This window comes from Streptomyces sp. TOM-9 (genome assembly GCF_056858595.1).
Genome location: NZ_JBXEQB010000001.1, coordinates 627,262 through 653,134, shown reverse-complemented (window position 1 = coordinate 653,134; position 25,873 = coordinate 627,262). Strand labels below are relative to the sequence as shown.

The following is a 25,873-nucleotide window of genomic DNA, read 5'->3' as shown; positions in this document are numbered from 1 at the left end:
CCATGACCCGACTGCACCTCACCTTCGCCTGCGGCGACTACGACCGCACCCGCGCCCTGGAGGAGGGCACGATCCGCCCCGACGGCATCGACCTGACCTACCTGCGGCTGCCCGTGGAGGAGACCTTCTTCCGGATGATGCGGCACCGTGAGTTCGAGGTCGCCGAGATGTCGCTCTCCTCGTACGTCCTGTCCCTCGGCGACGGCACCGAGCCCTCGCCCTTCGTGGCCCTGCCGGTCTTCACCTCCCGCATGTTCCGGCACGGCGCGCTGTACTGCCACGCCGACTCCGGCATCACCGGCCCCGAGGACCTGCGCGGCAAGCGTGTCGGCACCCCCGAGTTCCAGCTCACCGCCTGCGTGTGGATGCGCGGCATCCTCGCCGACCGGCACGGCGTCCCCTTCGACTCGGTCACCTACGTCACGGGCGGCCAGGAGACCCCCGGCCGCGTCGAGAAGGCCTCGGTCGACCTCCCCGGCACGGTGCGGGTCGAGCGCGTCCCCGAGGGCCGTACCCTCTCCGAGCTCCTCTCCTCCGGAGAGATCGACGCCCTGTGCACCCCCCGCGTCCCCGGTCCCTTCACCGCCGGCGACCCCCGGGTGCGCCGGGTGTTCCCCGACGTCGTCGCCGCCGAGAAGGAGTACCACGCGGCCACGGGGATCTTCCCGATCATGCACGTGGTCGTCGTCCGCCGCGACGTGTACGACCGTCAGCCCTGGGTCGCCCAGTCCCTGTACAAGGCGCTGCTCGCCGCCAAGGACGCCGCGTACGCCACCCTCTACGACACCTCGGCGCTGCGCTTCATGCTGCCCTGGCTCACCCCGCAGCTGGAGGAGGCCAGAGACCTGCTGGGCCGCGACTACTGGTCGTACGGGCTCGGCGCCAACCGCGACACCCTCGCCACCTTCCTGCGCTACCACCACGAGCAGGGCCTCTCCGGCCGCCGCTGGACCCCGGAGGAGCTCTTCGCCCCGGAGTCGCTGGAGGCTGCGGTCATCTGAGGGTGGGGTCCAGGTCCGTGAGCAGGCGCGCCACGTCCAGGCCCGTGGTGAGGTACTCCACGAAGGTCCCGTTGTTGAGCGCACAGGGCGAGCGCCGCTCCCGGACCAGCGCGACGGCGCCGGTCACCTCGTGGCCCCCGTCCACGAACGCCTGCGCCACGACCAGCCCGGAACGGTTGTAACCGGAGTGGCAGCGCACCAGTGTGCGGCGTCCGCCCCGCACGGCCCAGGCGACCGTGCGGGCGAGCCGCTGCACCGCCTCGATCTGCCCCGAGGTGAGCGGCCCGTCCGGGATCTCGGCCACGAGGTGCTCCACGCCGGGTGCCGGGCCGTGCCCGGAGCGCGTGAAGAGGCTGACGACGAGGTCGAACTCGCAGCCCGCCACGGCCGGTTGCAGCTCGCCCCTGGCGTCGGTCCAGTAGTGGCCGCCCATCCACAGCCCCGGCACGACCTCGTTCCACGCCGCGCCCGGCCCCGGAACGTCGCGATCCTTTTGACGTGTCCTCATGTCGCAGCCCTCCGGTTCCTCCAACGCCGCCCGCCCGGGCAGGGGTTCCCTCTTCCGGAACCGGCTGCATGAACCGGCCTCACCCGGGAAGCCGAGCAGTACGGCCGCGCCGCGACCACCCACCCCCCCGGTCGCCGGCGCGGCCCATCACGTCTGGCGGATCAGCCGGCCGCCTGGAAGGCCCGGCCCGCGGGGGTCGTGTGGGTGCCGTCGGTGAACAGGCCGCTGCTGGGTTTGGCCGGGTCCGCGCCGAGGCCGAACCAGGCGTAGCGCTGTATGTACGGGAGCGCCTCCAGGGCCTTGGTGGAGGCGGTGACGAAGGCGGCCTGCTGGTCCGGGGTGGGGAAACGGGTTCCGTGGGAGAAGTCGATCAGGGCGTACTCGGTCAGCCAGATCGGCTTGTGATAGCGCTGGTGGACCGCCTCCAGATAGGACGTCAGCTGCGACACGGCCTCCGCGGTGCGGAAGTCGCCGCCGTACCAGTGCAGGGTGACGAAGTCGACGCGGTAGCCCTTGGCCGCGGCGCCCGACATGAAGCGGTCGAGCCAGCCGCCGGGGGTGGCGCCGTTCGTGGCGACGGCCGGGCTGCCGAGGATCCGGCCGGCGTCCATCAGCCGCGGCCACTGGGTCAGGGCCTGCTCCACCGACATGTTCGACTGCTGGGCCATGTCGGGCTCGTTGAAGCCGAGCAGGTACGGGCCCTGCGCCTTCGCCTGGGCCAGGGAGTCCGCGGTGACGGAGGCGGGCCCCCAGATCATGGGAACGAAGCGGCCCGACGGCGGCGAGGCGACGTCCTGGTGGCCCGTGGACCAGGTGTAGTACCAGCTCGCACCGGACGAGGCGAGGGCCTTGCCCACGCCGGGGAAGGTCCACACACCGACGCCCTTCTTGCCGGACGAGGCGACCCGCACCACGGGTGCCTGCCGGGTCGTCTTGGGTGACGGGGCCTTCTTCGTGGGCTTCTTGGAGGGGCTCGGCGAGGGCGACGGGCTGGGGGAGCGGGGCGAGGCCGTCGCCGTGGCGGCCGTGGGGGAGGCCGCCGGGAGCGCGTCCGCCTGCGGCGCCGGCGACGGACCGGTCAGGAGCCGGGTGGCGACCAGCGCCGCGGCCACCACCGCCGCGACCGCCGCCCCGCCGAGGACGGGGGTCCGCAGCCCGCGCGACGCGGCCCGGCCGGTGGCCCGGTGGGCGCCGCGCGCGGCCGGACGGGGCACGGGTGCCGGCCCGGTCCCGGCCTGCCCGGTCACCGCGGCGACCACCCGCCCCGGGTCCAGCGCCGACGGCACCGCGAGCAGCGGCAGCCCACTGAGCAGCCGGTCCATGGGGAGCAGCCCCTCCTCCATCCCGCCGCAGCCACCGCACCCGCGGATGTGCCGGGCGAACCGCTTGCGCCACAGCGGGCTCGGCACGCCGTCCCAGGTGGCGGCCGTCGCCCGCAACTCGCCGCAGCCGGGCGCCGCGGACAGCGCCCGGACGACCACGCGGGAGGCCTCCATCTGCTTCTTCATGCGCTGCACCCGTACCGCCGCGTGCCGGTCCGACAGGCCCAGCGCGGCGGCGAGGTCGGCCCGGTCCAGCTCCCCGGTCTCCTCCAGCCACCACAGCGACAGCAGTTCCCGATCGTCCTCGTCCAGCCACCGGGTGGCCTCGGCGACCTCACGGCGCTGCTCGGTGAGCCCGAGGCGCAGGATCGTCAGCCCCGCGAAGTCCAGCGCCGGGTCCGGTATGCGCTCGGCGTCCTCCAGGCCGGCGCTGCGGTGCCGGGCCGCGGCACGGTCCCGCTCACGGTCGCGGACCTGCCGGATCGTGATCGCCACCAGCCAGGACCGGAACGCCGCCGGGTCCCGCAGCTCCGACAGCCCCCGCACCATGCGCAACAGCGTCTCCTGTACGACGTCGTCGACGTCGGCATGGCCGTCCAGCGCCCGTCCGACGATGTTGTAGACCAGCGGCAGGCACTCCGCCACCAGCCGGTCGAGGGCCTGCCGGTCGCCCGAGCGTGCCGCCACCACCACCCCGGCGCCGGGTCCGCTCCGGTGCGTCTTGCGCATGTGGCCCCACTCTTCCCTACTTGCTCTCGCTGTCCACGACCGCGCGGCCGCCCGGCGACCGCGATGCCTCCACCTACAGGAGACGGGCCGCGCGCTCCCGGACAACACAAATCCCGCAGGGTCCGTCAGCGGATTTGTGTTGTCCGCCAGTGGCCCCGGCGGTCCCCGATACGTGCGTACGCACCAGGCGAGGACGAGGAAGGCACAAGAATGGCACGACACAGCCGGCACGGAACCGGATCCAGGACGGGGCGCGGACGGTGGGCGGCCGTCGCGGTGCTCGCGGCGGCCGCCGGGATCACGGTCACGGCGCTGATCGCCGGGGGCACGCTGTCACCGTTCCGGCCCGGCGGGGCGACGGCCGAAGGCGGGCGCGCAGCGACGACGGCCCACGGCACGTCCGCCGCCCCCTCCCGCGGGACGCATCCGCCCGTGTCGCCCTCGCCTTCGGCCACGCTCCCCTCACCGAGCGCCCGTCCTTCGGGTACGCCCGGTCCTACGGCCGCCACCGCCACGAAGACCCCCGGGACGCGACGGACGTCCGCCGCCGGCGCCCCGCCCGGCGCGCGGCTGATCACCGTGGTCAACCACACGCAGGAAACCGTCTGGGCGGTCGTCACCGACTCGCCGGCCTATCCGCGGGGACGCCGGCTCGCCCCCGGGCAGGGCACCTCGCTCTCGGTGCCGGACGGCTGGGGCGGCCGCATCTGGGGCCGGACGGGATGCGACTCCACGGCCGCGGGGCCCTGCCGTACCGGGGACTGCACATCGGTGTGCACCGGGCCCAACCCGCCCACCACGCTGGGGGAGTTCAGCTTCGACGCCTACGCGGGGATGGACTTCTACGACGTCAGCATGGTCGACGGCGCCAACCTGCCCATGTACATCAACATCTCCCACACCACCACCCGCGACCCGGTCAGCCCCGACGGCTGCTACCGCGGGGCGTGCACCGAGCCGGTCGACTGCCCTGCCGCCATGTGGGCGAAGGCCGGCGGGCAGGTGATCGGCTGCAAGCCGCCCTGTGCGGCCTTCGGCGGCGACGCCTACTGCTGCCGCGGTGCCTGGGCGGGCCGCGAGCACTGCGTGCCGTCGAAATGGCCCGTCGACTACACCCGGGTCTTCAAGGACGCCGCGCCGTACGCCTACTCGTACGCCTTCGACGACGCGGCGACCATGGCGTGCAAGGGCCGGTGCGACTACCGGGTGACCTTCGGCACCACGGGGTAGCCCGCGGCGCGCCAGGCGGCGTCGAGGGCACGGCGCAGCGCGGCGACGGCGTTCCCGGCGGCCGGGGTGGCGGCCGGGCGACGCGTCAGGCGGACTTCAGCACCTCGGGAGGCGCCGTGATCAGCGACTTGAGCGGTGTCCCGGTGTCGTCGGCCCGGGACGGGGGGATGGTCGCGTCCCGCGCGAGCGCCTTGCGCACCGCCATGTAGTCGGCCGGGCTGTTGACCGCGTCGGCCGCCAGCAGCCGGCCGCGCCGGTAGTAGAGGACCGAGAAGCGCTCGCTTCCGGGCTCGCCCCGCACCACGTACGTGTCGTAGCCGGTGGAGAGCCCGGCGATCTGCAGTTTGAGGTCGCTTTGGTGGGACCAGAACCACGGGACGCTCCTGGTCTCCCGGGGCCTGCCGAGCAGCGTGGCGGCGGCCACGGTCGCCTGCGCGACCGCGTTCTGCACGGACTCCAGGCGGACCCTGCCCTCGCCGGTCGTCGGGTGGGGCTGGACGGTGCAGTCCCCGGCGGCGGCCACCAGTGGTTCGCTGGTGCGGGCGTGGGCGTCGACCAGGATGCCGTTGTCGCACTCCAGGCCCAGCTGCTCGGCGAGTTCGGTACGGGGGACGACGCCGACGCCGACGAGGACGAGGTCGGCCGGCACGCGGGTGCCGTCGGCCAGGAGCACCGCCGCGACCTTGCCGTCGGCCCCCTCGAACGCGGACACCGCGTGGGAGAGCAGGACGTGCGTGCCGCGGCGCAGATGGGCCTGCCGGTAGAACTCCGAGACGACCGGGGCAACGGCGCGGGGGATGAGCCGCGGGGCCGCCTCGACGACGGTGACGTCCCTGCCGAGCGCCCGGGCCACCGCCGCGGCCTCCAGGCCGATGAAGCCCCCGCCGACGATGACGACCCGCGACGCCGCGCCGAGCCGTGACCGCAGGGCCGTCGCGTCGTCACGGTCGCGCAGGTGGCAGATCCCGCCGAGCCCGGAACCCGGCACCGTCAGCCGGCGCGGGCTCGACCCCACGGTGAGGGCCAGCCGGGCGAAGCGCAGCGTGCGCCCGTTCGCGGTGACCGCGGTGCCCGATCCCGGACGGTCCCCGGTGGCCAGCGACACCTCCGTGACGCGCTCGCCGCTCACGAGGTCGATGCCCGCGTCGGCGTAGAAGGAGGGCGCGCGGAAGGCGAGCGACTCCGGCCCCACCTCCCCGGCGAGGAACTCCTTCGACAACGGGGGTCGCTGGTAGGGGGCGTGCTCCTCCTCGCCCACCAGGGTGATGGCTGAGGTGTCGCCCAACTGCCGCAGCGAGACGGCCAATTGGAGACCGGCCTGACTCGCGCCCACGATCAGCGTTCCGCTGCCCACTGTGGCCCCTCCCGGTTCCGGGTAACACGTTAATGTCAGACCATTATACCAATGGACTGCCTGCCGTGGGGTTGTCGAGGGCGGAGGGGTGGCGGCGTCCCGAGTAGCTGCTAAAATCGAAGTCATAACTTCTGTTCTAGCAGTCACCCGGAGTGCAGTGTGAGCGTCGCCCTGAACGAATCCCTCGCCGGCCGCCGTGCCCTGGTCACCGGAGGCACCAAAGGCGTCGGCGCGGCCATCGCCCGCCGGCTGGCCCAGGCCGGTGCGACCGTCCTGGTGACGGCCCGCCACGAGCCGGTGGACGCCGACCCGAAGACCTTCGTCGCGGCGGACCTGACCGCCGCCGAGGGGGCCGCCGCCGTCGTTCGCGAAGTGATCGACCGGGTGGGCGGGGTGGACGTCCTCGTCAACAACCTCGGCCACTCCGAGGCGCCCGCCGGGGGCTTCGCGGCGCTGGACGAGGACGACTGGGCGAAGGAGCTGAACACCAACCTCCTCGCGGCCGTCCGCCTCGACCGCGGCCTGCTCCCCGGCATGATCGAGTCCGGTGGGGGCGCCGTCGTCCATGTCACCTCGATCCAGAGCCGCATGCCGTTGTGGAACGGCACCCTCGCCTACGCCGCGGCCAAGGCCGCCCTGGCGACCTACAGCAAGGGCCTGGCGAACGAGGTCGCCCCGCACGGCGTCCGCGTCAACACCGTCTCGCCGGGCTTCGTCCGGACGGCGGCCGCCGACGCCCTCGTCGACCGCATCGCCCGCGAGGCGGGCATCTCGGCCGAGGCCGCCCTCGGACGCCTGATGGACTCCCTCGGCGGCATCCCCCTCGGCCGGCCCAACGAACCCGCGGAGGTCGCCGAGCTGGTGGCCTTCCTCGTCTCCGACCGCGCGTCGGCCATCGTCGGTGCCGAACACGTCATCGACGGCGGCACCGTCCCCACCCTCTGACCGGCCCTCACTCCCTGACCCGACCCCCTGGAGGACACGATGAACACCACCGGCCCGCAGTCCATCCCCACCACCGGCCTCCCCGAGGTGATCACCCGTTACCTGGCCGCCCACCGTGTCCGCGACACCGCCACCGCCCTCTCGGCCTTCACCGGCGACGCGGTCGTGACGGACGAGGGCGCGGCACGGCACGGCACGGCGGCGATCCGGGAATGGCTGGAGACCGCGGCGAGCGAGTACACCTACACCACGGAACTGACCGGCGCCGAGCGCGCCGACGCCCACCACTACGTCGCCGTCCAGCACCTCGAGGGGAACTTCCCCGGCGGCACCGTCGACCTGCGCTACCGGTTCGCCCTGCGCGACGGCCTCGTCGAACGCCTGGAGATCGGCGCCTGACCCCCGGAACGTTGCCCGACGGGTGGTGCCAGGGTTGCTGCTAACATGAAAGCCACGGCGTACGCCGACCCTGGCACCAACCGCACGGAGGTGGTCGACATGGTGAGCCGCATCCGGCTGGAGGACCGTGAGTGCCCGCTGTCGACGACCGTCGGGCACGTCGGCGAGTGGTGGACGCTGCTCATCCTGCACGACGCCTTCGACGGGTACACCCGCTTCGACCAGTTCCAGGAGAACCTCGGCATCTCGTCGAGCATGCTCACCACCCGCCTGAAGACCCTCGTCGAGGACGGGCTGCTGGAACGGCGGCCGTACCAGACCCACCCGACCCGCTACGAATACCTCCTCACCGACCTGGGCCGCTCACTGCGCCCGGTCGTCGTGGCCCTCGCCGCATGGGGCAACTCCCGCCTGACGCCGGAGCAGCGCAGCATGATCCTGGTCGACGCGGAGACCGGCGAGGAGGTCGAGCCGGTCGTGGTCGACGCCGCCACGGGCCGGCGGCTCGACGACAGCGAGGCCTTCGTCTACGCCGCGGGGCCCGCCGCGAGCGAGCTCATGCGCGCCCGCTACGCGGGCCGCGACCGTAGCTGACCCACCGGAGGAAGAGGTCCCGTGCCCACCGCGGACGAACTGCTCGGCCCCGCCGCCGTCGCCGGGCTCGCCGACTGCCTGGCGTCGGCCGGCCAGGCACCGATGGCCGCCGCGGTGCGCGAGGCCCTTCCGGCGCTCGACGGCCTGGCACTGCGTGAACGCAGCGACCTCGTCCGGGACGCGATGCTCGCCTCCGGCCCGACCGATCCCGCGGCCCTGGAGGCCGTCGTACGGGCCGCGCTGCCCGACCCGCGCTTCACCGGCTGGATGATCTGGCCGGTCACCGAGGCGGTCGCCGCCCTCGTCTCCGGCACCCCCGAGGGCACGGCCTTCGAGGACGGACTCCACCTGCTGGCGGACCTGACCCCGCGCCTGACCGCCGAGTTCGCCATCCGCCGCCTGCTCAACGCCGACCTCGACCGGGCGCTCGCCGTCGTCACCCGGTGGACCGAACACCCCGACGAGCACGTACGCCGCCTGGCCAGCGAGGGAACCCGCCCCCGCCTGCCGTGGGCGGTGCGCGTACCGGCGATCCTCGCCCGGCCCGAGGCGACCCTGCCGATCCTGGGCGCTCTCTACAAGGACCCCTCGGAGTACGTCCGCAGGTCCGTCGCCAACCACGTCAACGACATCAGCCACGCCCGGGTGGACCTGGCCGTGGAGACGGCCCGGCGGTGGTCGGTGGCCCCCGACACCCACACGCCCCGGCTCGTCCGCCACGCGCTGCGCACCGCCGTCAAGCGCGGCGACCAAGGAGCCCTGGCACTGCTGGGGTTCGAGCCCGCCACGGGCCTGACCGTCGAAGGGCCCTCCGTGGCCCGGCCCGTCGTCGAGGTGGGCGGGGAACTGCGCTTCGCCTTCACCCTGGAGAACCACGGCGAAACGCCGCTCCGCCTCGTCGTCGACTACGTCGTGCACTACCGCAAGGCCAACGGCACCACGGCGCCCAAGGTCTACAAGCTGACGACCCGCACCCTCCAGCCGGGGGAGCGGAGCGAACACACCGGCACCCGCTCGTTCAAGCCGATCAGCACCCGGGTCTTCCACCCCGGGGAGCACTCCCTCGAACTGCAGGTCAACGGCGAGCCGCGCGGCAAGGTGCCCTTCGACGTCGTCACCGTCTGACACACCGCTCGATACGCTGTCGCGTGTGAAGAGGAAGCAGGCGGCCGCCGAGCAGCCGACGCTGGACGCCGTCGCGGAGACGGCGCTCGCCGTCATCGACGAGGACGGGCCCGCCGGGCTCAGTTTCCGCGCCGTGGCCACGCGCCTCGGCGTCTCGCACGCCACGGTCTTCCGGCGCTGCGGCGACTTCGACGGGCTGCTGAGCGCCTGCGCCGACCACGTCGCCGCGTCACTGGCCCTGGTGCCCCTGGAGGGCGACTGGGCCGTCGCGACGGAAACCCGCTTCACCGGCCTGTACCGCCTGCTCACCCGGCACCCGGGACTGGTGGCGCTGCGCGCCGGCCGTTCCTGGCTGGGCCCGCAGATGCTGGGCCGGCTCGTCGAGCCGCAGATGGCCCACAGCGTCGCCGCCGGCATGGACGCCGGGACGGCCATCCGCGTCTACCGCCGGCTCTACCTGCTCACGCTCGGCGCCGTCGCCTTCGGCGACCAGCGCGACGAGAAGAAGGTCGTCGCCTCAGCCCGCACGGCCCTGGCCGCGCTCGACCCCGAGGACTTCCCCACGCTGACCGGTGCGATGAACGTCGTCCTCCCCGCCCTGGTCGACCACGAGGTCTACTACGAGGCGCTGCGGGCCCTCATCCACGCCGCCGGCGCCGAGCACCTACCGGCCGGGCACCGCTGACGGCACGCGGCCGTGGGCCGAGGTGCCGGGTCACGATCGTGCGCAGCCCTTCCACCTCCGGTCCGCCGCCCACGCCCCACTTCGGCAGCAGGCTCAAGCTGCCGAAGAGCCGCGGCGTCTCGACGTAGTGGGTGAGCGACGTCCAGGGCACCTTGAACTCGGTGAGGGCGGAGGCGGTGCGGATGCCGTCGTCGTCCACGGTGATGGTGCATTCGCCCTGGGACCGGGCGTACGCGGTCGCCTTCCGCAGTTGGAGCCGCAGGTCGAACACTCCGGCCACGAGCCAGGTCAGCGTTCCCAGGCCGCCGGCGGCGGTCAGACCGGCGATGTCGGCCGCATCGGAGGGAACACCCGCAGTCCGGCGATCACCGCGACCATGGCCGCGGCGAAGAAGAGCGGGCCACGCCAGAGCTCGAGGCGGCACCTCTGCGCGCCGAGCAGCTCGGCGATGTCGTCCTTGCCCGGCAGCCAGGTGAACTCGACGGCTCGTACGCCGTCGTCGGCTTGCCCGGCCTCGCCGGAGTCCGTCGTGTGCATGTCGTTCGTCACCGCGGCATTCCACCGCCCGGGGGGCGGAGGGCGCCAGTGCCGTGACCCCCTGTCGGACAGGACGTCAGGCGGCGCGCGTCAGGTCCGACGGATCGGTGTTGGCCCCGCAGACGATGACGGCGACGCGCTCGCCGGGGGCGGGCCGGTGGGCGCCGCACGTGAGGGCGGCGAGGGCGGTCGCGGCGCCGTGCTCGACGGCGAGGCGGCGGTGGTCCCACAGCGTACGGCGGGCCGCGACGATCGCCTCGTCGGGGACGAGGACGGAGCGCACGCCGTCCTTCAGCGCCCACTCCAGGGCCGTGCGGGAGGCCCGGCGCGCGCCCAGGGAGTCCGCCGCGACGGAGTGGACGGGTACGTCCACCACCTCGCCGGCCGCGACGGCCGCGTGCAGCGCGCACGACCCCTCGGGCTCCACCGCCACCACCCGCACCCCGTGCTCCAGCGCGGAGGCCGCGACCCCGGCGAACAGTCCGCCGCCCCCGACCGCGACGACCACCGTGTCCAGGCCGGGGAGCGCCGCGACGATCTCCTCCATCAAGGTCGCCGCCCCGGCCGCAATGAGCGGATGGTCGTAGGCGTGGGACTCCAGCGCGCCGCTCTCGGCGGCGTACTTCTGCGAGGCCTCCAGGGCCTCGGCGTACTCGCTGCCGACTTGGCGCACCTCCGCGCCAAGGTCGCGCAGCTTCCCGACCTTGACCGCGGGCGCCGTCTCGGGGACGAAGACCGTGGCGGGGACGCCGTGCCGGGCCGCGGCCCAGGCACACGCCAGGCCTGCGTTGCCCCCGGAGGCGATGACCACGCCGGCCTCGGGCATGGCGTCCCGCTCGACGTGGCTGCGGACGAAGTTGAACGCACCGCGCGCCTTGAACGACCCCGTGTGCTGCATGAACTCCAGTGCCAGCACGCCCTGTACGGCGGCGCCGAACGCCCCCTGGTCCACCGGGGCGAGCGTGACGGGGCGGATGTGCCCGGAGATGCGGGCGGCTGCGGCCCGTACGTCGGCGTGGGTGATGGTCACGGTTCTCTCCGGGCGGGTGATGGAGTCGTCGTCCGGAGAAACAGTGTAACAACCACTGTTCCGGAAGATCGGGCCGCCGGCCGGACGATCAGCGGAGGACGAGCGGGTGCTCACCGGCCGGCACCAGCTCCCCGATGACCGGGGCACCGGGCACCTCCCCGGCCACCAGCAGGCCGCCGGAGGTCTGGGCGTCCGCCAGCAGCAACCGGGTCACCTCGTCGGCGCCGCCGAAGTCGGTGTGCGGGGCGACCCAGTCCAGGTTGCGGCGCGTGCCGCCGCTGACGTAGCCGTCCGTCGCGGCTTCCCGGGCGCCGTCGAGGTACGGGACCGCCGAGGCGTGGATCACGGCGCTCACCCCGGAGGCGCGGGCGAGCTTGTACAGGTGGCCCAGGAGCCCGAAGCCGGTCACGTCGGTCGCGCACACCGCGCCCGCCGCCAGTGCCTGCTCGGCGGCGTCGCGGTTGAGCGTGGTCATGGTCCGCACGGCCTGCGGGAAGACCTCGCCGGTCGTCTTGTGGCGGTTGTTGAGGACGCCCAGTCCCAGGGGCTTGGTCAGCGACAGCGGCACACCGGGCCGGCCGGCGTCGTTGCGCAGCAGGTGGTCCGGGTCGGCGGTGCCGGTGACGGCCATGCCGTACTTCGGTTCCGGGTCGTCGACGCTGTGGCCGCCGCCCACGGCGCAGCCCGCCTCGGCCGCGACGTCCAGCCCCCCGCGCAGCACCTCCCGGGCCAGCTCCAGCGGCAGGACGTCCCGCGGCCAGCACAGGAGGTTGACGGCCACCAGCGGGGTGCCGCCCATGGCGTAGACGTCGGAAAGGGCGTTGGCGGCGGCGATCCGCCCCCAGTCGTACGGATCGTCGACCACCGGGGTGAAGAAGTCGGCGGTGGTCACCACCGCCCGCCCGCCGGATCCGCCGGGCAACCGGACGACGGCGGCGTCGTCGCCGGTGTCCAAGCCGACGAGCAGGTCGTCCCCGAGGGCGCCCGCCATGCCCCCGGGGGTCAGCCCCGCCACCATCTGCTCCAGTTCCCCCGGGGGGATCTTGCAGGCGCAGCCGCCGCCGTGGGCGTACTGCGTCAGCCGCACGCTGTCCTGCCGGACGCCGGTTTCCGTCATGGCTGTGGTGGTCCTTCCGCCGTGTGGCGCGTTGACTTGGGTGGGGGCCGGAGGTTCGATGGGCGTCCGGCCCGGCAGGGAGACGTCAGGGTGCCTGGTGGCCCTCCCGGTCTTCAAAACCGAGGTGTCCGAGCAACTCGGGCAGGCGGGTTCGATTCCCGTCCGTCTCCGCCGGCCGGTCCGCCGTCTCCGTGTCTCACCGCGCATCGCTCCCCTCCTCCGCGTCGGGGGACCCCGCGCAGCGCCGCAGCGCACCGTCCAGCCGGATGGTGCAGCCCTGCCGGTCCAGGTGCTCCAGCAGGGGGATGACGACGCGGCGGGTGGTGTCCAGGGCCCGGCGCGCCTCGCTCGCGGTGAACGGCTGCTCCAGCCCGGCCAGTACGGCCGCCGCCCGCGCGTCCGCGCCCGGCAGCAGCACGATGCCCTCGCCGATCCTCAGCAGCGCGCCCGCCGATTCGGCCGCCGCCAGGAGTTTCGGGGTCAGCCCGAGCCGCTCCAGCCGTTCGGCCTCCGGCGCGCGGAACGGCGTACGTGCCAGATCGGCGCGCACCGCCTCGACGGCGGCCTGGGCCGCGGGTGGCAGCGTCGGGCGCGCGTGGCTCCCGTACAGCCTGCCGTCGCCGTGCCGCAGGCCCGCTACGGCCGAGGCGAGTGCCTCCACCAGGGAACGGTCCGGCAGGCCGAGCGCCTGGCGGGCTGCCTCCAAGGGCATGCCCGGCTCCAACGGGTGACCTACGGCATGCTCCTCGACCGTCTCCCGCAGCCGCTCATGCAGCGCCGCCCAGTGCTCCGGGTCCGCCAGCCAGTCGCCCGCCACCGGGTCGCCCGGTGCCGGGACCCCCATGGCGAGCAGTTCCGCGCGCCGGACCAGGCCACGGCGGCGCAGTTCCGCCGGCCCGTCCGCGACCCCGGCGAAGGACCGGAGTTCGGCGGCCCGCGCCGCCGCCGCGCCGCGGCGGGTCAGGCGGGGCGGACGGACGTCGAGGACGGTGAGCCCCGCGGGGATGCGGTGCCGCCCCGGGTCACGCAACAGTGCCGTGTCGGCGACCCGTAGGGGCAGCGCCGTCGCCAGCCGCAGGCGCGCACTGTCCTTACCGAGCGGACGGACCGTCACCGGCACGGCGGCCGAGCCGGCGTGCAGCATGAGCTCGCGGGGCAGGTCGCCGGAGGGGTCACCGCGCAGCCGCACGTCGACGAGGTCGGTGGTCAGCCAGCGGTCCGGGGTGAGGAGCGCGTCCCCGCGCCGCAGGTCGCCCGCCGCGGGCCCGGTGACGTTCACCGCCACCCGGGCGACGGCGCCCACCTCCTGCCGCGGCTCCTTCAGGGACTCCAGGCCCCGCACGCGCAACGGCCTTCCGTCACGGGCGAGATGGAGGTGGTCGCCGACCCGGACGGTGCCCGCCGCGAGCGTGCCGGTGACGACCGTGCCGCGGCCCCGCACGGTGAACGCGCGGTCGACCCACAGCCGTACGTCCGCCGCCGGATCGGGGGCGGGCAGCCCGCGCGCCAGCCGGACCAGGGTCGCCCGCAGTGCGTCGAGGCCCGCGCCGGTGACGGGGCTGACGGCCACGCACTCCACGTCGCCGAGCGAGGACTCCGCGATGCGGGCCACGGCCTCCTTGCGTGCCGCGTCGGGATCGGCGAGGTCGCAGCGGGAGACGGCCAGGACACCGTGCCGCACGCCGAGGGCGTCCAGGACGGCGAGGTGCTCCTCGGACTGCGGCTGCCAGCCCTGGTCGGCGGCGACCACGAAGAGCACCGCGGGAACCGGGCCGACACCGGCCAGCATGTTGCCCACCAGGCGCTCGTGGCCGGGCACGTCCACGAAGGCCACGTCCCCCGCGCCGGGGATCCGCGTCCACACGAACCCGAGGTCCAGCGTCATGCCGCGCCGGCGCTCCTCCGCCCAGCGGTCGGGCTCCATCCCGGTCAGGGCCCGCAGCAGCGCGGACTTGCCGTGGTCGACGTGGCCCGCGGTGGCGACGACGTGCACGTCAGCCCCCCGTCCCCGGCAGGATGCCGGCCCGGCGCACGGCCACCGCCAGCTCCTCGTCCGCCTCCTCCGGCACCGCCCGCAGATCGAGCAGGCACCGGCCCTCCTCCACGCGGGCCACCACGGCGGGATCGGCCCGTCGCAGCAGGACCGCGTACGCGGCGGGCAGCGACACGGCGGCGCTGGGCAGGGTGACGCCGGGCGCACCGCCACCGCCGACGACCGCCTGCGTCTCGCACGCGTGGCTGTCGAACCCGTCGGCGCGCAGCCCGGCGGCGAGGCGTCCGGCGCGGTCCCGCAGCCGCGCGGGGTCGGCGTGCAGCGCCGTCCGGGTCGGGGTGGCGGGGCCGCGGACGGTCGCCTCCAGGGCCGCCAGGGTCAGCTTGTCCACGCGCAGCGCACGGGCCAGCGGGTGACGGGCGAGCCTGCGCACCAGGTCGGCGCGGCCCAGCACGAGGCCGCACTGCGGTCCGCCCAGCAACTTGTCGCCGCTGGCGGTGACCAGACAGGCCCCCGCGCGCAGCCAGCTCGTCGCGTCGGGTTCGTCCGGCAGCACCGGATCGGGCACCAGCAGCCCGGAACCGATGTCGGCCACCACGGGCACGCCGAGCCGCGCCAGTTCCGCGACGGGCACGTCCCGGGTGAAGCCGGTGATGCGGAAGTTGGAGGGGTGCACCTTCAGGACGAACCCGGTGTCCGGTCCCACGGCCGCGGCGTAGTCCTCCGGCGCGGACCGATTGGTCGTCCCCACCTCGCGCAGCCGGGCGCCCGTGGAGACCAGCAGGTCGGGCAGCCGGAAGCCGTCCCCGATCTCCACCAGCTCACCGCGGCTGACGACGATCTCCCGGCCCTGTGCGAGCGCCGTGGCCGCCAGCACCAGCGCCGCGGCGCCGTTGTTGACCACATGGGCCGCCTCGGCGGCGGGTACCTGCCGCAGCAGCGCCTCCAGTGCCGAACGCCCCCTGCGGGAGCGCGCGCCGGTGGCGAGGTCCAGCTCCACGTCCGTCGTCCCGGAGGCGGCCAGCACCGCGTCGCGGGCCGCCTCCGACAGCGGGGCACGACCGAGGTTCGTGTGCAGCAGCACGCCGGTGGCGTTGAGCACCGGACGCAGCCCGGCGGCGGTCGCCGGGAGCGCCGCGACGGCCCGCTCGGCGAGTTCGTCGACGGGGACCTCCCCTGACCGCGCCCGCTCCTGCACCCCGGCCACCACCTCCTTGACCACGGTCCGCCCGAGCCGCTCCGCGGCCGCGGCGAGCCGGGGGTCGGCGAGCAGCGTGTCCGTGCGTGGCACCCGGCGGCGCGCGTCGGCGGGCGGGGAGGGAGCGGTGGAGGTCCGGTCGCGGTCCATCAGCAGCACCTTCGCTCTGGCCTGGCTGCGGCCAAGGGTACGGCGGCGGTGGCCGCCGAGCGCTCCCGCCACACCGGCGCGCAGCCCGGTGCCGCGGGATGCTGTGGTCCGGGGCTTGCGGTTGCCGCAGCGGCAACTTCTACCGTCCTGACGAGGGCCGGAGGGACCGGCCCGAGGAAGCGGTCGTGAGGGAGCGGTGATGGAGTGGCCGATCGCGGAGGTCGCCCGGATGTCCGGCGTGACCGCCCGGACCCTGCGGCACTACGACGAGACGGGTCTGCTGCCGCCGGCCAGGACCGGCGCCGGCGGTCACCGCTACTACGGGCAGGCGCAGCTCCTGCGGCTGCAGCAGATCCTCGTCCTGCGGACGCTGGGGCTCGGCCTGCCCGAGATCGGCCGGGTCCTCGCCCGTCAGGTCGACGAGGTGGACGCGTTGCGCGGACACCACCGGCGGCTGCTCGCCGAACGGGACCGGCTCGACGCACTCGCCCGCACCGTCTCCCGCACGATCGCCGGACTGGAGAAGTCCAGGAAGGACGGCACACCCATGGACGCCATCAACCGCCCCGACAACCTCTTCGAAGGCGTGCGGCCGGACCAGTACGGCGAGAGCCTGCGCGACTTCCCCGAGCACGCCGAAGCGGTCGCCCGCAGGACCGCCGGCATGAGCGAGGCCGAGATCGACGCCGGGCACCGCGAGCGCACCGCGCAGATGATCCGGCTGGCCGAACTGATGGCCGCGGGCGTCCCGGCCGACGGGGCACCCGCCCAGGCCGAGGCCGACGCCCAGTACCGCGCGCTCACCGCAATGCGCCCCGTCACCGCCGACGAGTACCGGGCGATCGGGCGCGCCTGCGTCGACAACGAGCAGTGGCGCACCGCGTACGAGGCGATCGCGCCTGGCCTCGCGGCCTACCAGCGCGACGTCAACCTGGCCTACGCCGACTCCCGGCTGGGCTGAGCACCCGGGCCCCGGTAGGGGAGGCGTGCCACGCCCGGCGGCCGGGCTGAACCGCGCCGGCTCGCAGGCCGGGCGCGGGAACGGCCCGAGGAGGCGTCGTCCGTTCATGGCGCTGCACCACCGGGCACAGCGCCGTCCGCACACGCACCGGTGCCGGGGCCGCGGTGGTGGCGGCACCGGGGCACGGGCCAGTGCGGTGAGCGCGCCGCCCAGTGTGACGCACGCGGATGCCGTCCGCAGTCCGTCTCCGTCACGGGCCCGCTCGCGGGTCGATGGCCGGGAGGCAGCGATCTCGGCCGCCGTACCGACCACGTCGAGCCGCAGTGCGGCTGCGCCGGGCGAGGTCGGCACGGTCATCGCACCGCCAGGGTGAGGGCGGCCCGCCTCACGTCCCGGCGGGACCGTCGTCGCCCTCGGCGCGTGCCTGGAGGCGTTCGCGCTGGGGCTTCACCACGTAGGCGGGGTCCTTCGTCGAGGTGACGCCCGCCTCGAAGGTGCCGAAGCGCTGCAGCACGCTGCCCGCCATCAGGGCCAGTCCGCCCACGGCGGCGCAGACGCGGCTGCGCCGGGCGAGGGTCAGTGCGGTGAGCGCACCGCCCAGGGTGAGGTACTCGGACGCCTTGCGCAGGCGGTGCGGCCGGCCCGTGGTGTAGGCCTCCGTCACCAGGCCCGGGCGCCGGTCGATCAGGCGGGAGGCGACGACCTCGGCCGCCGCGCCGACCACGCCGAGCCGCCGCGCGGGGCCCGCCTCGGCCACGGGGGCCAGGAGCATGCCCAGGCCCGCGCCGCTCGCCGCCGCCGAGCCGGTGAAGACGAACGGCAGCTCGCGACGGGCGTCGTGCCACGCCGGTACGGCCGTCTGCGACAGGAGCACGGCCGTGTACGAGGCGACGCCCGGCGCGAGCAGGGCCGCCGACAGTCCGGCCGGGCGGGCGGCCGCGCGGAGCAGCTTCCCGGGCAGCGTGGCGCGCACGCCCGCGGGCAGCACCTCGGCCGCGGCCGCCAGGGCGCTGCCCGGCCCGTACGCGACGAGGATCCAGGTGCCCACCGACATGGGCGAACTCGGCTTGGCGACCCGCAGCATGTGGTGGAAGCGCTCCGGCCGCCCGAGGTCCGCGACGAGCAGGTACATGCTCGCGAGCAGGGCACCGAAGCCGCCGACCCGGCCCGCCCGGGCCAGCCCGGGACGCCGCGTCAGGTCCGCGCCCGCCGCGAGCAGCGCGGCGCCGGCCGACAGCCCGCCGGTGAACAGGTACGCGGGGATCTTCCACTCCCACACCGGCGGCTTGAGCACCGGACGCCCGTAGTACGAGCGGAACGTGGCCCGCGGAACCACGGGGCGTTCGCGGCTCCCGTCGTCGTCGCGGCCGCCCCGGCCGCGCCGCACGGCCCGGTCGCCGCTCACCGCCGCCGCCCGCCGAGGAACACCGCGGCCGAGGCCGCGAGCAGCGCCGACGCCGCCACGCCCGCGTGCTTCCACATCGAGGCCAGGTCGCGGGTCGGCACGACCGGGTCCGGCGGGAACCCGTACACCTCCGGGTCGTCGAGCAGCAGGAAGAACGCGCCGTCCCCGCCGACCCCGTCGCCGGGGTCGCGTCCGTACAGCTGGGCCTCGGGCACCCCCGCTTCGTGCAGCGTCTCCAGGCGCCGGTCGGCGCGTTCGCGCAGCTCGTCAAGGGGGCCGTACTGGATGGAGTCGGTGGGGCAGGCCTTGGCGCACGCCGGTTCCATGCCGTCGCGGAGCCGGTCGTAGCACATGGTGCACTTCCAGGCCCGGCCGTCGTCGGGCCGCCGGTCGATGACGCCGTACGGGCAGCCGGACACGCAGTAGCCGCAGCCGTTGCAGATGTCGGGCTGGACGACGACCGTGCCGAACTCGGTGCGGAACAGCGCACCGGTGGGGCACACGTCCAGGCAGCCGGCGTGCGTGCAGTGCTTGCACACGTCCGAGGACATCAGCCAGCGGAACTCGGTACGGGCCTCCGCGCCCGTCCCGGCGCCCGGCAGGTCGAAGGAGGGGAAGCCCAGGTCCACCGGGGCCGTGCCCAGGTCGCCGCCACCGCGCTTCGCGACTTCCAGGGCGTCGGCCACCACCTCCTCCGTCGCCTCCGTTGAGGACGGGCCCACGGGCAGCCCCGCCAGCCCCGCGTCCTGGCGGCCGAGCGGGCGCTGCTGCTCGATGAAGGCGACGTGCCGCCACGAACTCGCGCCGAGCATGCCGGTGTTGTCGAACGACATGCCCAGCAGGTCGATGCCGTCCTCGGGGATGGCGTTCCACTCCTTGCAGGCCACCTCGCACGCCTTGCAGCCGATGCACACGGAGGTGTCGGTGAAGAAACCCATGCGCGGCGGGTGGTCGCGGTGGCCGGCGTCCTCGGCGGGGTCCGCGAGCGGCCCGTGGAAGCTGTTGTCGTGTGTCATGACGGCTCCTCCGGCGGGTCCGGTTCGAGGTGCGCCCGCTCGGCGCGGCCGCCGGCCGTCGCTATGCGGGTGCCGGTCTCCGGCGTGATCCCGGCGCGGCGGCGGTAGTCCTCGACGTACGCGAGCAGTTCGGGCCCCCGCGGGCGCCGCCCGGGCCGGACGTCGCAGGTCAGCACCTTGCTCTCCTGGATGAACACGTTCGGGTCGGCCACCACGCCGATCAGGTCGTTGACCACGTCGCCCTTGGTGAGCCCGGTCTGGCCCCAGTGGTAGGGCATCCAGACCTGGTGGACGACCCGTCCGTCGACGCGCAGCGGCGCCATCCGGTCGGTCACCATCACGCGCGCGTCGACCGCGGTCCTGCTGGTGACCACATGGGCCCAGTCCAGGTGGCGCAGCCCGCGCTCGGCCGCCAGCTCCGGCGAGACCTCCACGAACAACTCCGGCTGGAGCTCCGCCAGGTAGGGCAGCTGCCGGCTCATCGCGCCCGCCGTGTGGTGCTCGGTCAGCCGTGCCGCGGTGAACACGTACGGGAACACCTCGGAGTGCGCCTCGGGCGGAGCCGGGTTGGACGGGTTGTCGGGGCGACCGTAGACCTTGCGCACCGGGTTGCCCTGCTGGCCGTAGAGCAGGTTGCGCATCGGCGACTCGTGCGGCTCGTAGTGCGTGGGCAGCGGGCCGTCCGCGAGCCCGGCCGGGGCGAACAACCAGCCCTTCCCGTCGCGCATCATGATGAACGGGTCGTCGCCGTCGAGCGCCTCGACACCCGACGCGCCCTCCGGTGCCCGGTAGTCCGGCGGCTTGTTCCGCTCGAAGTCCGGGGTGTCGTGGCCGGTCCACTCACCCGCCTCCGCGTCCCACCAGACCAGCTTCTTCCGCTCGCTCCAGGGCCGGCCCTGCGGGTCGGCGGAGGCGCGGTTGTACAGCACCCTGCGGTTGAGCGGCCAGGTCCAGCCCCATTCGGCGTCGTACGGGCCCGTCTCGAAGCGGGAGGTCCGGCGCCGGGACTGGTTGGTCTCGTTCGCGTAGACGCCGCTGTAGATCCAGCAGCCGCAGGCGGTGGTGCCGTCGGCCTTCAGGTCGAGGTAGCCGTCGACCGTGCGGCCGGTGCGCAGGTCGATGCCGTTGATGTGGCGCAGCACGTCCGCCGGGGACGGCTCGTCGCCCTCCGTCTCGTAGTCCCAGGCCAGGTCCAGCAGGGGGCGGTCGCGCTCGTCGGTCGAGCCGGCCAGCTTCTCCTTCAGCAGCACGCCCAGTCGGTGGAAGAACCACAGCTCCGAGCGCTGGTCCCCGGAGGGTTCGACGGCCTGGTCGCGCCACTGGAGCATCCGCTGCGTCTGCGTGAAGGTGCCGGCCTTCTCCACGTGCGAGGCGGCGGGGAAGAAGAACACCTCGGTGCGGCACCGCTCGGTGGCGATCTCCCCGGTCTCGATCTCGGGCGCGTCCTTCCAGAACGTGGCGCTCTCGATCATGGTGAGGTCGCGGACGACCAGCCAGTCGAGGTTCGCCATGCCCAGGCGCTGCAGCCGGCCGTGGGCCGAGCCGACCGCGGGGTTCTGCCCGAGCAGGAAGTAGCCGAAGACCTTCCCGCCGTCGACCATGTCCATCACGGTGCGGTAGGTGCCGTGGTCACCGTTGATCCGGGGCAGGTAGTCGAAGCAGTAGTCGTTCTCCGCGGTCGCGGCGTCGCCCCAGTACTCCTTGAGCAGCGAGACCGTGTAGGCGTCGGCGTTGCCCCAGAAGCCCTTCTGCCCACGGCCTCGGATGCCGTCGAGGTACGTGGCCAGGCCCTCGTGGGCGACGTTCGGCATCGGCAGGTAGCCCGGCAGCAGGTTGAACAGCGTGGGCACGTCGGTGGAGCCCTGGATGCTGGCGTGTCCGCGCAGCGCGAAGATCCCGCCGCCCGGGCGGCCGATGTTGCCCAGCAGCAGCTGGACGATCGACCCGGCCCGGATGTACTGGGCGCCCACCGAGTGCTGGGTCCACCCGACGCTGTACACCAGCGCGGTGGTGCGGTCCCGGCCGGAGTTCTCCGTCCAGGCCCGGCACACCTGGAGGAACAGCTCCTGGGGCACGCCGCAGATCCGCTCCACCATCTCGGGGGTGTAGCGGGAGAAGTGCCGCTTGAGCACCTGGAACACGCAGCGCGGGTGCTCCAGCGTGGGGTCGGATGCGATCCGGCCGGTGGCGTGCTCGACGAACGGGCCCTTGGCGCCGTGCTGGTAGGGCTCGCAGGTCTCCTTCGCATGGTGACCCGGCCTGGCCTCCGCCGGGACGCTCGCGTACGTCCAGCTCGACGCGTCGTACGCGGCGGTGTGCGGGTCGTACCCGCTGAACAGCCCGTCCAGGTCCTCGGTGTCCTGGTAGCGCTCGCCCAGCAGGAAGGGCGCGTTGGTGTACGCCTCCACGTACTCCCGGAAGTCGAGGTCGTGCGTGAGGACGTGGTTGATCACGCCGCCGAGGAACGCGATGTCGGTGCCGGCCCGGATGGTGACGTGCTGGTCCGCGTGCGCGCTCGTCCGCGTGAACCGCGGGTCGATGTGGATGACCCTGGCGCCGCGCGCCTTGGCCTCGACGACCCACTGGAACCCGACCGGATGGGCCTCGGCCATGTTGGATCCCATGATGACGATGCAGTCGGAGTTGACCAGGTCCTGCTGGTAGTCGGTGGCGCCGCCACGTCCGAACGAGGCTCCCAGACCGGGAACCGTGGCGGAGTGTCAAATGCGGGCCTGATTCTCGATCTGCAGGGCGCCCAGGGCGGTGAACAACTTCTTGATGAGGTAGTTCTCCTCGTTGTCCAGCGTCGCCCCGCCGAGACTGGCCAGGCCCGTGGTGCGGCGCAGCGTCCTGCCGTCCGCGTCCGTGTCCTGCCAGCCCTTGCGCCGTGCGTCGAGCACCCGGTCGGCCACCATGTCCATGGCCGTGTCCAGGTCCAGCTCCTGCCAGGCGGTGCCGTACGGCGGGCGGTAGAGCACCCGCTGCTCCCGCTGGGGCCCGGTGACCAGCTGCTTGCTGGCCGAGCCCTTCGGGCACAGCCGGCCGCGGGAGATCGGGCTGTCGGGGTCGCCCTCGATCTGGACGACCTTCTCGTCCTTGACGTACACCCGCTGCGCGCAGCCCACGGCGCAGTAGGGACACACCGAGCCGGCCACCCGGTCGGCGCTCTCCGTGCGGGCCCCGAGCGTGGCCGAGCGGGCCGACTGCGCGGCCTTCCCCCGGCCCAGCGGGTCCGTCCCGGTGAGCTGCCGGTACACCGGCCATGCCTCGATCCACCGTTTCACGCCCATCCGCGTGCTCCTTCGTGCGGGGGCCGTGCCCTTCATCCGCCTTTTCGACGCTACCGCTCGGGGGGCCGCCCGCAAGTCCGTGGCGGCTCGCGGATCAGGCGAGGGCGCCGGCGGCCGCGGCGAGCAGCCCGGAAGCACGGTCGACGTCGTCCGCGGTGGTCCAGCGCCCCACCGACAGGCGTACGGCGGCCTGGGCGCGGGCCTCGTCCAGGCCCATCGCGCGCAGCACCGGGGACGCCGTACGACTGCCGCTGTGGCAGGCCGAGCCGGTGGAGGCCGCGAGCCGGGGCACCGAGGCGAGCAGTTCGTGGGCCGGGACGCCGTCGATGCTGATGTTCAGCGTGGTGGGCAGGCGGTGGCGGACGGACCCGTTGAGGTGGACCCGGCCGGGCAGCGCCCGCGTCAGGCCCTGGTGCAGGCGGTCGCGCAACGCCTCGGCACGCGCGGCCCCGCCGTCGGCGAGTTCGGCGGCCGCCAGGTCGGCGGCGGCCCCCAGCGCCACCGCGAGGGCGACGTTCTCGGTGCCGGCCCGCAGCCCGCCCTCCTGCCCGCCCCCGTACACCAGGGGCTCCAGGCGGATCCCCGGGCGCACGTACAGGGCGGCGACCCCCTTCGGCGCGTACATCTTGTGCCCCACCACCGTCAGCAAGTCCACCCCCATCCCGCGCACGTCCAGCGGGACCTTCCCGGCGGCCTGGGCGGCGTCGCAGTGGAACAGCGCGCCCCGGGCGCGGGCGAGCCGGGCGAGTTCCGCGACGGGCTGCAGGGTGCCGGTCTCGTTGTTGGCGGCCATGACGGAGACCAGCACGGTGCGCCCGGTGAGGGCCGCGGCCAGCGCGGCCGGGTCGACCCGGCCCTCCCCGTCCACCGGCAGGTACGTCACCCGCACCCCGTGCAGCCGCCGCAGTGCGCGGCAGGTCTCCAGCACCGCCGGGTGCTCGGTGACCTGGGTGATCACATGCGGACGGTCGGTACCCGCGGCGAGCACCGCGCCGCGCAGGGCGAGGTTGTCCGCCTCGGACCCCGAACCGGTGAACACGATCCCCTCCGCGGTCGCTCCGATGAGCGCCGCGACCTGGCGGCGCGCCCGCGCCAGCGCCGCGGCCGGCTCCGCGGCCCAGGCGTGCCCGCTGGAGGGGTTGCCGAACCCGGTGGTGAGGCAGGGCCCCATGGCCTCCACCACCCTCGGGTCGACGGGCGTGGTGGCGTTGTGGTCCAGGTAGACGCGGTCCCCGCCGAGGCCGGGATGCGGCGGCACCTTCATGGGCGAGGGTCCTTCCGGAGGGGGTGCGGTCAGCCGATCGCCGGCTGACCGCCGTACGCGTCCAGGACGGCGCCGGTGACGTATCCCGCGCGGTCCGAGGCGAGGAAGACGATCGCCTCGACGATCTCGTCGACCTCGGCGACCCGGCCCAGGACGGTGTTCCGCGCGACGGCCGCCAGCGCGTCCTCGCCCATCCCGACGGTTCCGGGGGTGCGGACAGGACCGGAGGCCACGGCGTTCACCCGTACTCCGCGGGCGCCGAACTCGTCGGCCCACACGCGGGTCATGAGCTCCAGCGCCGCCTTGGAGGCCCCGTAGGCGGCGGCCCCACGGGCGGGGACGCTCGCCGCCAGGGTGCTCAGGTTGACGACGGCACCCCGGCCCCGCGCGGCCATGCCGGGCGCGAGGGCCCCGACCAGCAGCAGGGGCGCGCGGGTGTTGACGGCCATGTGGAGGTCGAACATCCCGGCCGTGGTGTCGGCGGCGCCCGCGAACCGGTAGATGCCCGCGTTGTTGACCAGCACGTCCACCGCGCCCGCCGCCTCGGCGAGGCGCAGCACGTCGCCGGGGTCGGACAGGTCGGCGGCGACGAACCGGGCGCGCCCGCCCGCGTCCGCCACCTCCGCGACGACCTCCGCACCGCGCTCCGCGTCCCGCCCGTGAACGACGACCTCGGCTCCCAGTGCCGCCAGCCGCAGCGCGACCCCCCGCCCGATCCCCGCGGTGGCGCCCGTGACGAGGGCGGTGGATCCGGAGAACTCCTGGGTCACGGCTGGCTCCTCGGGGCGGTGAAATGAGTGGCGGACACATACGCTCCGTGTCCGCGCTGGTTGTCTACCTCACGTACCGTCACCCCCGAGGTCGGCTCGCCGCCCGGGCGGCCGTTCGGGGCGGCCGCCGCCGCGGCCCGGTGGTCACCGCGCCGTCGTTCAGCCCTCTCCCTCCAGGACGCCCGCGAAGTGCCGGAACCCGGTCCGTTCCCGGTGGATCGCCCACAGGGTGCGCGCCAGAGCGGCCGGATCGTTCCTCGGGTGCCCGGGCGCGATGACCCCGGGGATGATCATCTGCGCGACGTGGATGGCCTCGGCGGCCAGCGTGTCGTGCAGCATCCGCGCGTAGGCGGTCTCGGCCGCGTACGCCACGGAGGTCCCCGCGCGGGCCGGCAGCGGCCGTACCGCACTGCCGCCGTTGACGAAGAGGATCGTGCCCCGGCCCAGGAAACGCATGTCGGGCAGCACCGCGTGGACGGCGGTGACCACGCCGTACAGGGAGAACTCCAGCGGTCCTGCGAAGTCGGCGGGCGTGCTGTCGAGGAGGGGCTTCATGAAGTTCCGGTGCGGCGCCGGACTGTACTGCAGCACCTCGATCGGCCCGAGCGCTGCCGCGGCGGCGTCCAGCGCGGCCCCGAGGGCGACCGGGTCGCGGACGTCGGCGGCGAACCCCCGCGCGGTCACTCCGTCCTTGTCCAGGTCGGCCGCCAGGCAGTCCACGCGGTCCTGGTCGCGGGAGACGAGCGCGACGTCGAAGCCGTCGCAGCCGAACTGGCGTGCCGCGGCGGCGCCCAGACCCTGCCCCGCCCCGACGATGACCATGGTCGTCATGTCAGCGCGGCACGAGCTTGAGCGTCGCGGCGCGCGCGGTCCCGGCCACCATGGGCTCCACGTACTCCGCGCTGTAGTGGCCGTACTTGCCGCGGTAGGCGGCGTCGAGGCGTTCGTTGACGTCCGGGTCGTCGACCTCGACGAAGGTGACGTCCCGCTCGACGCCGCCGGCGGTGATCCGGCCCTCGTGCCGCGCCTGCGCGGCGCGGAACCAGGTGCCGCCGCGCCCACGGTAGGCCCGTACGTACAGGTCGGCGCCGTCGCGGACCACCCAGATGGTGGTCGGCGGGTCCAGCGTGCCGGGGTCACGCCGCGGCGCGATGGCGAGCTCGTCGGCGTGCTCGATGCGGTCCAGTTCGTCCTTCGTCCACGTCGTCATCGGCGCGACTCCTCGGCGGTGGCGGGAACCAGGTCCGTGC

The 25,873-nt window shown here is 74.4% G+C and carries 24 protein-coding genes and 1 tRNA gene; 9 read left to right on the top strand and 16 right to left on the bottom strand.

Features of this window, described 5'->3' with window-relative positions; genetic code table 11:
- Positions 1 to 2 precede the first annotated feature (2 nt).
- Entirely contained in the window at positions 3 to 1,001 is a 999-nt protein-coding gene (locus tag AC1VWI_RS02995; RefSeq protein ID WP_499509322.1) for a substrate-binding domain-containing protein, read from the top strand.
- Here AC1VWI_RS02995 and AC1VWI_RS02990 read toward each other — a convergent pair.
- Together AC1VWI_RS02990 and AC1VWI_RS02985 are read right to left on the bottom strand one after the other, a co-directional pair.
- Entirely contained in the window at positions 994 to 1,509 is a 516-nt protein-coding gene (locus tag AC1VWI_RS02990; RefSeq protein ID WP_499509321.1) for a protein-tyrosine phosphatase family protein, read from the bottom strand. The genes AC1VWI_RS02995 and AC1VWI_RS02990 overlap by 8 nt on opposite strands.
- Positions 1,510 to 1,670: 161 nt before the next feature.
- Positions 1,671 to 3,560, bottom strand: a complete 1,890-nt coding sequence (locus tag AC1VWI_RS02985; RefSeq protein WP_499509320.1) for a sigma-70 family RNA polymerase sigma factor — start codon at positions 3,558 to 3,560, stop codon at positions 1,671 to 1,673.
- Positions 3,561 to 3,770: 210 nt separating this feature from the next.
- Between AC1VWI_RS02985 and AC1VWI_RS02980 the strand changes: the two genes are divergently transcribed.
- The gene (locus AC1VWI_RS02980) at positions 3,771 to 4,790 is read left to right on the top strand and encodes a thaumatin family protein (protein WP_499509319.1); all 1,020 of its coding nucleotides are present in this window, start codon (positions 3,771 to 3,773) and stop codon (positions 4,788 to 4,790) included.
- An 85-nt stretch (positions 4,791 to 4,875) separates the two neighbouring features.
- On the opposite strand, the gene AC1VWI_RS02975 is transcribed toward AC1VWI_RS02980, so the two are convergent.
- Positions 4,876 to 6,144, bottom strand: coding sequence for an NAD(P)/FAD-dependent oxidoreductase (locus AC1VWI_RS02975; RefSeq protein WP_499509318.1), 1,269 nt, complete (start codon positions 6,142 to 6,144; stop codon positions 4,876 to 4,878).
- A gap of 159 nt (positions 6,145 to 6,303) precedes the next feature.
- Here AC1VWI_RS02975 and AC1VWI_RS02970 point away from each other — a divergent pair, with 159 nt between their 5' ends.
- From AC1VWI_RS02970 to AC1VWI_RS02950, 5 genes are all read left to right on the top strand, one after another.
- Complete coding sequence (locus tag AC1VWI_RS02970; RefSeq protein WP_499509317.1) at positions 6,304 to 7,089, top strand: SDR family oxidoreductase; 786 nt, start codon at positions 6,304 to 6,306, stop codon at positions 7,087 to 7,089.
- A gap of 39 nt (positions 7,090 to 7,128) precedes the next feature.
- The gene (locus AC1VWI_RS02965; RefSeq protein WP_499509316.1) at positions 7,129 to 7,488 is read left to right on the top strand and encodes a nuclear transport factor 2-like protein; all 360 of its coding nucleotides are present in this window, start codon (positions 7,129 to 7,131) and stop codon (positions 7,486 to 7,488) included.
- Between the two features lie 99 nt (positions 7,489 to 7,587).
- Positions 7,588 to 8,082 (top strand): winged helix-turn-helix transcriptional regulator, encoded by a 495-nt coding sequence (locus AC1VWI_RS02960; RefSeq protein ID WP_499516703.1) that lies wholly within the window; start codon positions 7,588 to 7,590, stop codon positions 8,080 to 8,082.
- Positions 8,083 to 8,103: 21 nt separating this feature from the next.
- Complete coding sequence (locus AC1VWI_RS02955) at positions 8,104 to 9,207, top strand: DNA alkylation repair protein (RefSeq protein ID WP_499509315.1); 1,104 nt, start codon at positions 8,104 to 8,106, stop codon at positions 9,205 to 9,207.
- A 25-nt stretch (positions 9,208 to 9,232) separates the two neighbouring features.
- The gene (locus AC1VWI_RS02950) at positions 9,233 to 9,892 is read left to right on the top strand and encodes a TetR/AcrR family transcriptional regulator (RefSeq protein ID WP_499509314.1); all 660 of its coding nucleotides are present in this window, start codon (positions 9,233 to 9,235) and stop codon (positions 9,890 to 9,892) included.
- On the opposite strand, the gene AC1VWI_RS02945 is transcribed toward AC1VWI_RS02950, so the two are convergent.
- The 4 genes from AC1VWI_RS02945 to selD all read right to left on the bottom strand — a co-directional run bounded on the left by AC1VWI_RS02945 (position 9,846) and on the right by selD (position 12,576).
- Positions 9,846 to 10,172 (bottom strand): YcxB family protein, encoded by a 327-nt coding sequence (locus AC1VWI_RS02945; protein ID WP_499509313.1) that lies wholly within the window; start codon positions 10,170 to 10,172, stop codon positions 9,846 to 9,848. The genes AC1VWI_RS02950 and AC1VWI_RS02945 overlap by 47 nt on opposite strands.
- 35 nt (positions 10,173 to 10,207) lie before the next feature.
- Positions 10,208 to 10,441, bottom strand: a complete 234-nt coding sequence (locus AC1VWI_RS02940) for a hypothetical protein (protein WP_499509312.1) — start codon at positions 10,439 to 10,441, stop codon at positions 10,208 to 10,210.
- Positions 10,442 to 10,505: 64 nt separating this feature from the next.
- Positions 10,506 to 11,459 carry a threonine/serine dehydratase gene (locus tag AC1VWI_RS02935; RefSeq protein WP_499509311.1) on the bottom strand — a complete coding sequence of 318 codons (954 nt, stop codon included), beginning with the start codon at positions 11,457 to 11,459 and terminating at the stop codon, positions 10,506 to 10,508.
- Between the two features lie 88 nt (positions 11,460 to 11,547).
- Positions 11,548 to 12,576 (bottom strand): selenide, water dikinase SelD, encoded by a 1,029-nt coding sequence (gene selD / locus AC1VWI_RS02930; protein WP_499509310.1) that lies wholly within the window; start codon positions 12,574 to 12,576, stop codon positions 11,548 to 11,550.
- A gap of 78 nt (positions 12,577 to 12,654) precedes the next feature.
- On the opposite strand from selD, the gene AC1VWI_RS02925 reads away from it, so the two are divergent.
- Positions 12,655 to 12,747 (top strand) — tRNA-Sec (locus AC1VWI_RS02925).
- A gap of 25 nt (positions 12,748 to 12,772) precedes the next feature.
- Here the strand turns inward: AC1VWI_RS02925 and selB are convergent.
- Entirely contained in the window at positions 12,773 to 14,569 is a 1,797-nt protein-coding gene (gene selB, locus AC1VWI_RS02920) for a selenocysteine-specific translation elongation factor (RefSeq protein ID WP_499509309.1), read from the bottom strand.
- A 1-nt stretch (position 14,570) separates the two neighbouring features.
- Positions 14,571 to 15,917 carry an L-seryl-tRNA(Sec) selenium transferase gene (selA, locus tag AC1VWI_RS02915; RefSeq protein ID WP_499509308.1) on the bottom strand — a complete coding sequence of 449 codons (1,347 nt, stop codon included), beginning with the start codon at positions 15,915 to 15,917 and terminating at the stop codon, positions 14,571 to 14,573.
- Between the two features lie 199 nt (positions 15,918 to 16,116).
- Between selA and AC1VWI_RS02910 the strand changes: the two genes are divergently transcribed.
- Positions 16,117 to 16,878: a MerR family transcriptional regulator gene (locus tag AC1VWI_RS02910; RefSeq protein ID WP_499509307.1), complete on the top strand. Its 762-nt coding sequence runs from the start codon at positions 16,117 to 16,119 to the stop codon at positions 16,876 to 16,878.
- Positions 16,879 to 17,263: 385 nt separating this feature from the next.
- On the opposite strand, the gene nrfD is transcribed toward AC1VWI_RS02910, so the two are convergent.
- The 7 genes from nrfD to AC1VWI_RS02875 form a co-directional block, all read right to left on the bottom strand.
- On the bottom strand, positions 17,264 to 18,283 hold the full coding sequence (gene nrfD / locus AC1VWI_RS02905) for an NrfD/PsrC family molybdoenzyme membrane anchor subunit (RefSeq protein ID WP_499509306.1): 1,020 nt from the start codon (positions 18,281 to 18,283) through the stop codon (positions 17,264 to 17,266).
- A complete protein-coding gene (locus tag AC1VWI_RS02900) occupies positions 18,280 to 19,299 on the bottom strand; it encodes a 4Fe-4S dicluster domain-containing protein (RefSeq protein WP_499509305.1) in 1,020 nt (339 codons plus the stop codon). The genes nrfD and AC1VWI_RS02900 overlap by 4 nt, the downstream gene beginning before the upstream one ends.
- Positions 19,296 to 22,589 carry a formate dehydrogenase gene (fdh, locus tag AC1VWI_RS02895; protein WP_499509304.1) on the bottom strand — a complete coding sequence of 1,098 codons (3,294 nt, stop codon included), beginning with the start codon at positions 22,587 to 22,589 and terminating at the stop codon, positions 19,296 to 19,298. The genes AC1VWI_RS02900 and fdh overlap by 4 nt, the downstream gene beginning before the upstream one ends.
- A gap of 94 nt (positions 22,590 to 22,683) precedes the next feature.
- On the bottom strand, positions 22,684 to 23,853 hold the full coding sequence (locus tag AC1VWI_RS02890; protein WP_499509303.1) for a cysteine desulfurase family protein: 1,170 nt from the start codon (positions 23,851 to 23,853) through the stop codon (positions 22,684 to 22,686).
- A gap of 29 nt (positions 23,854 to 23,882) precedes the next feature.
- Entirely contained in the window at positions 23,883 to 24,623 is a 741-nt protein-coding gene (locus AC1VWI_RS02885) for an SDR family NAD(P)-dependent oxidoreductase (protein ID WP_499509302.1), read from the bottom strand.
- A gap of 159 nt (positions 24,624 to 24,782) precedes the next feature.
- A complete protein-coding gene (locus AC1VWI_RS02880) occupies positions 24,783 to 25,454 on the bottom strand; it encodes an SDR family NAD(P)-dependent oxidoreductase (protein WP_499509301.1) in 672 nt (223 codons plus the stop codon).
- A gap of 1 nt (position 25,455) precedes the next feature.
- The gene (locus AC1VWI_RS02875) at positions 25,456 to 25,833 is read right to left on the bottom strand and encodes a DUF2255 family protein (protein WP_499509300.1); all 378 of its coding nucleotides are present in this window, start codon (positions 25,831 to 25,833) and stop codon (positions 25,456 to 25,458) included.
- Between the last annotated feature and the right edge of the window lie 40 nt (positions 25,834 to 25,873).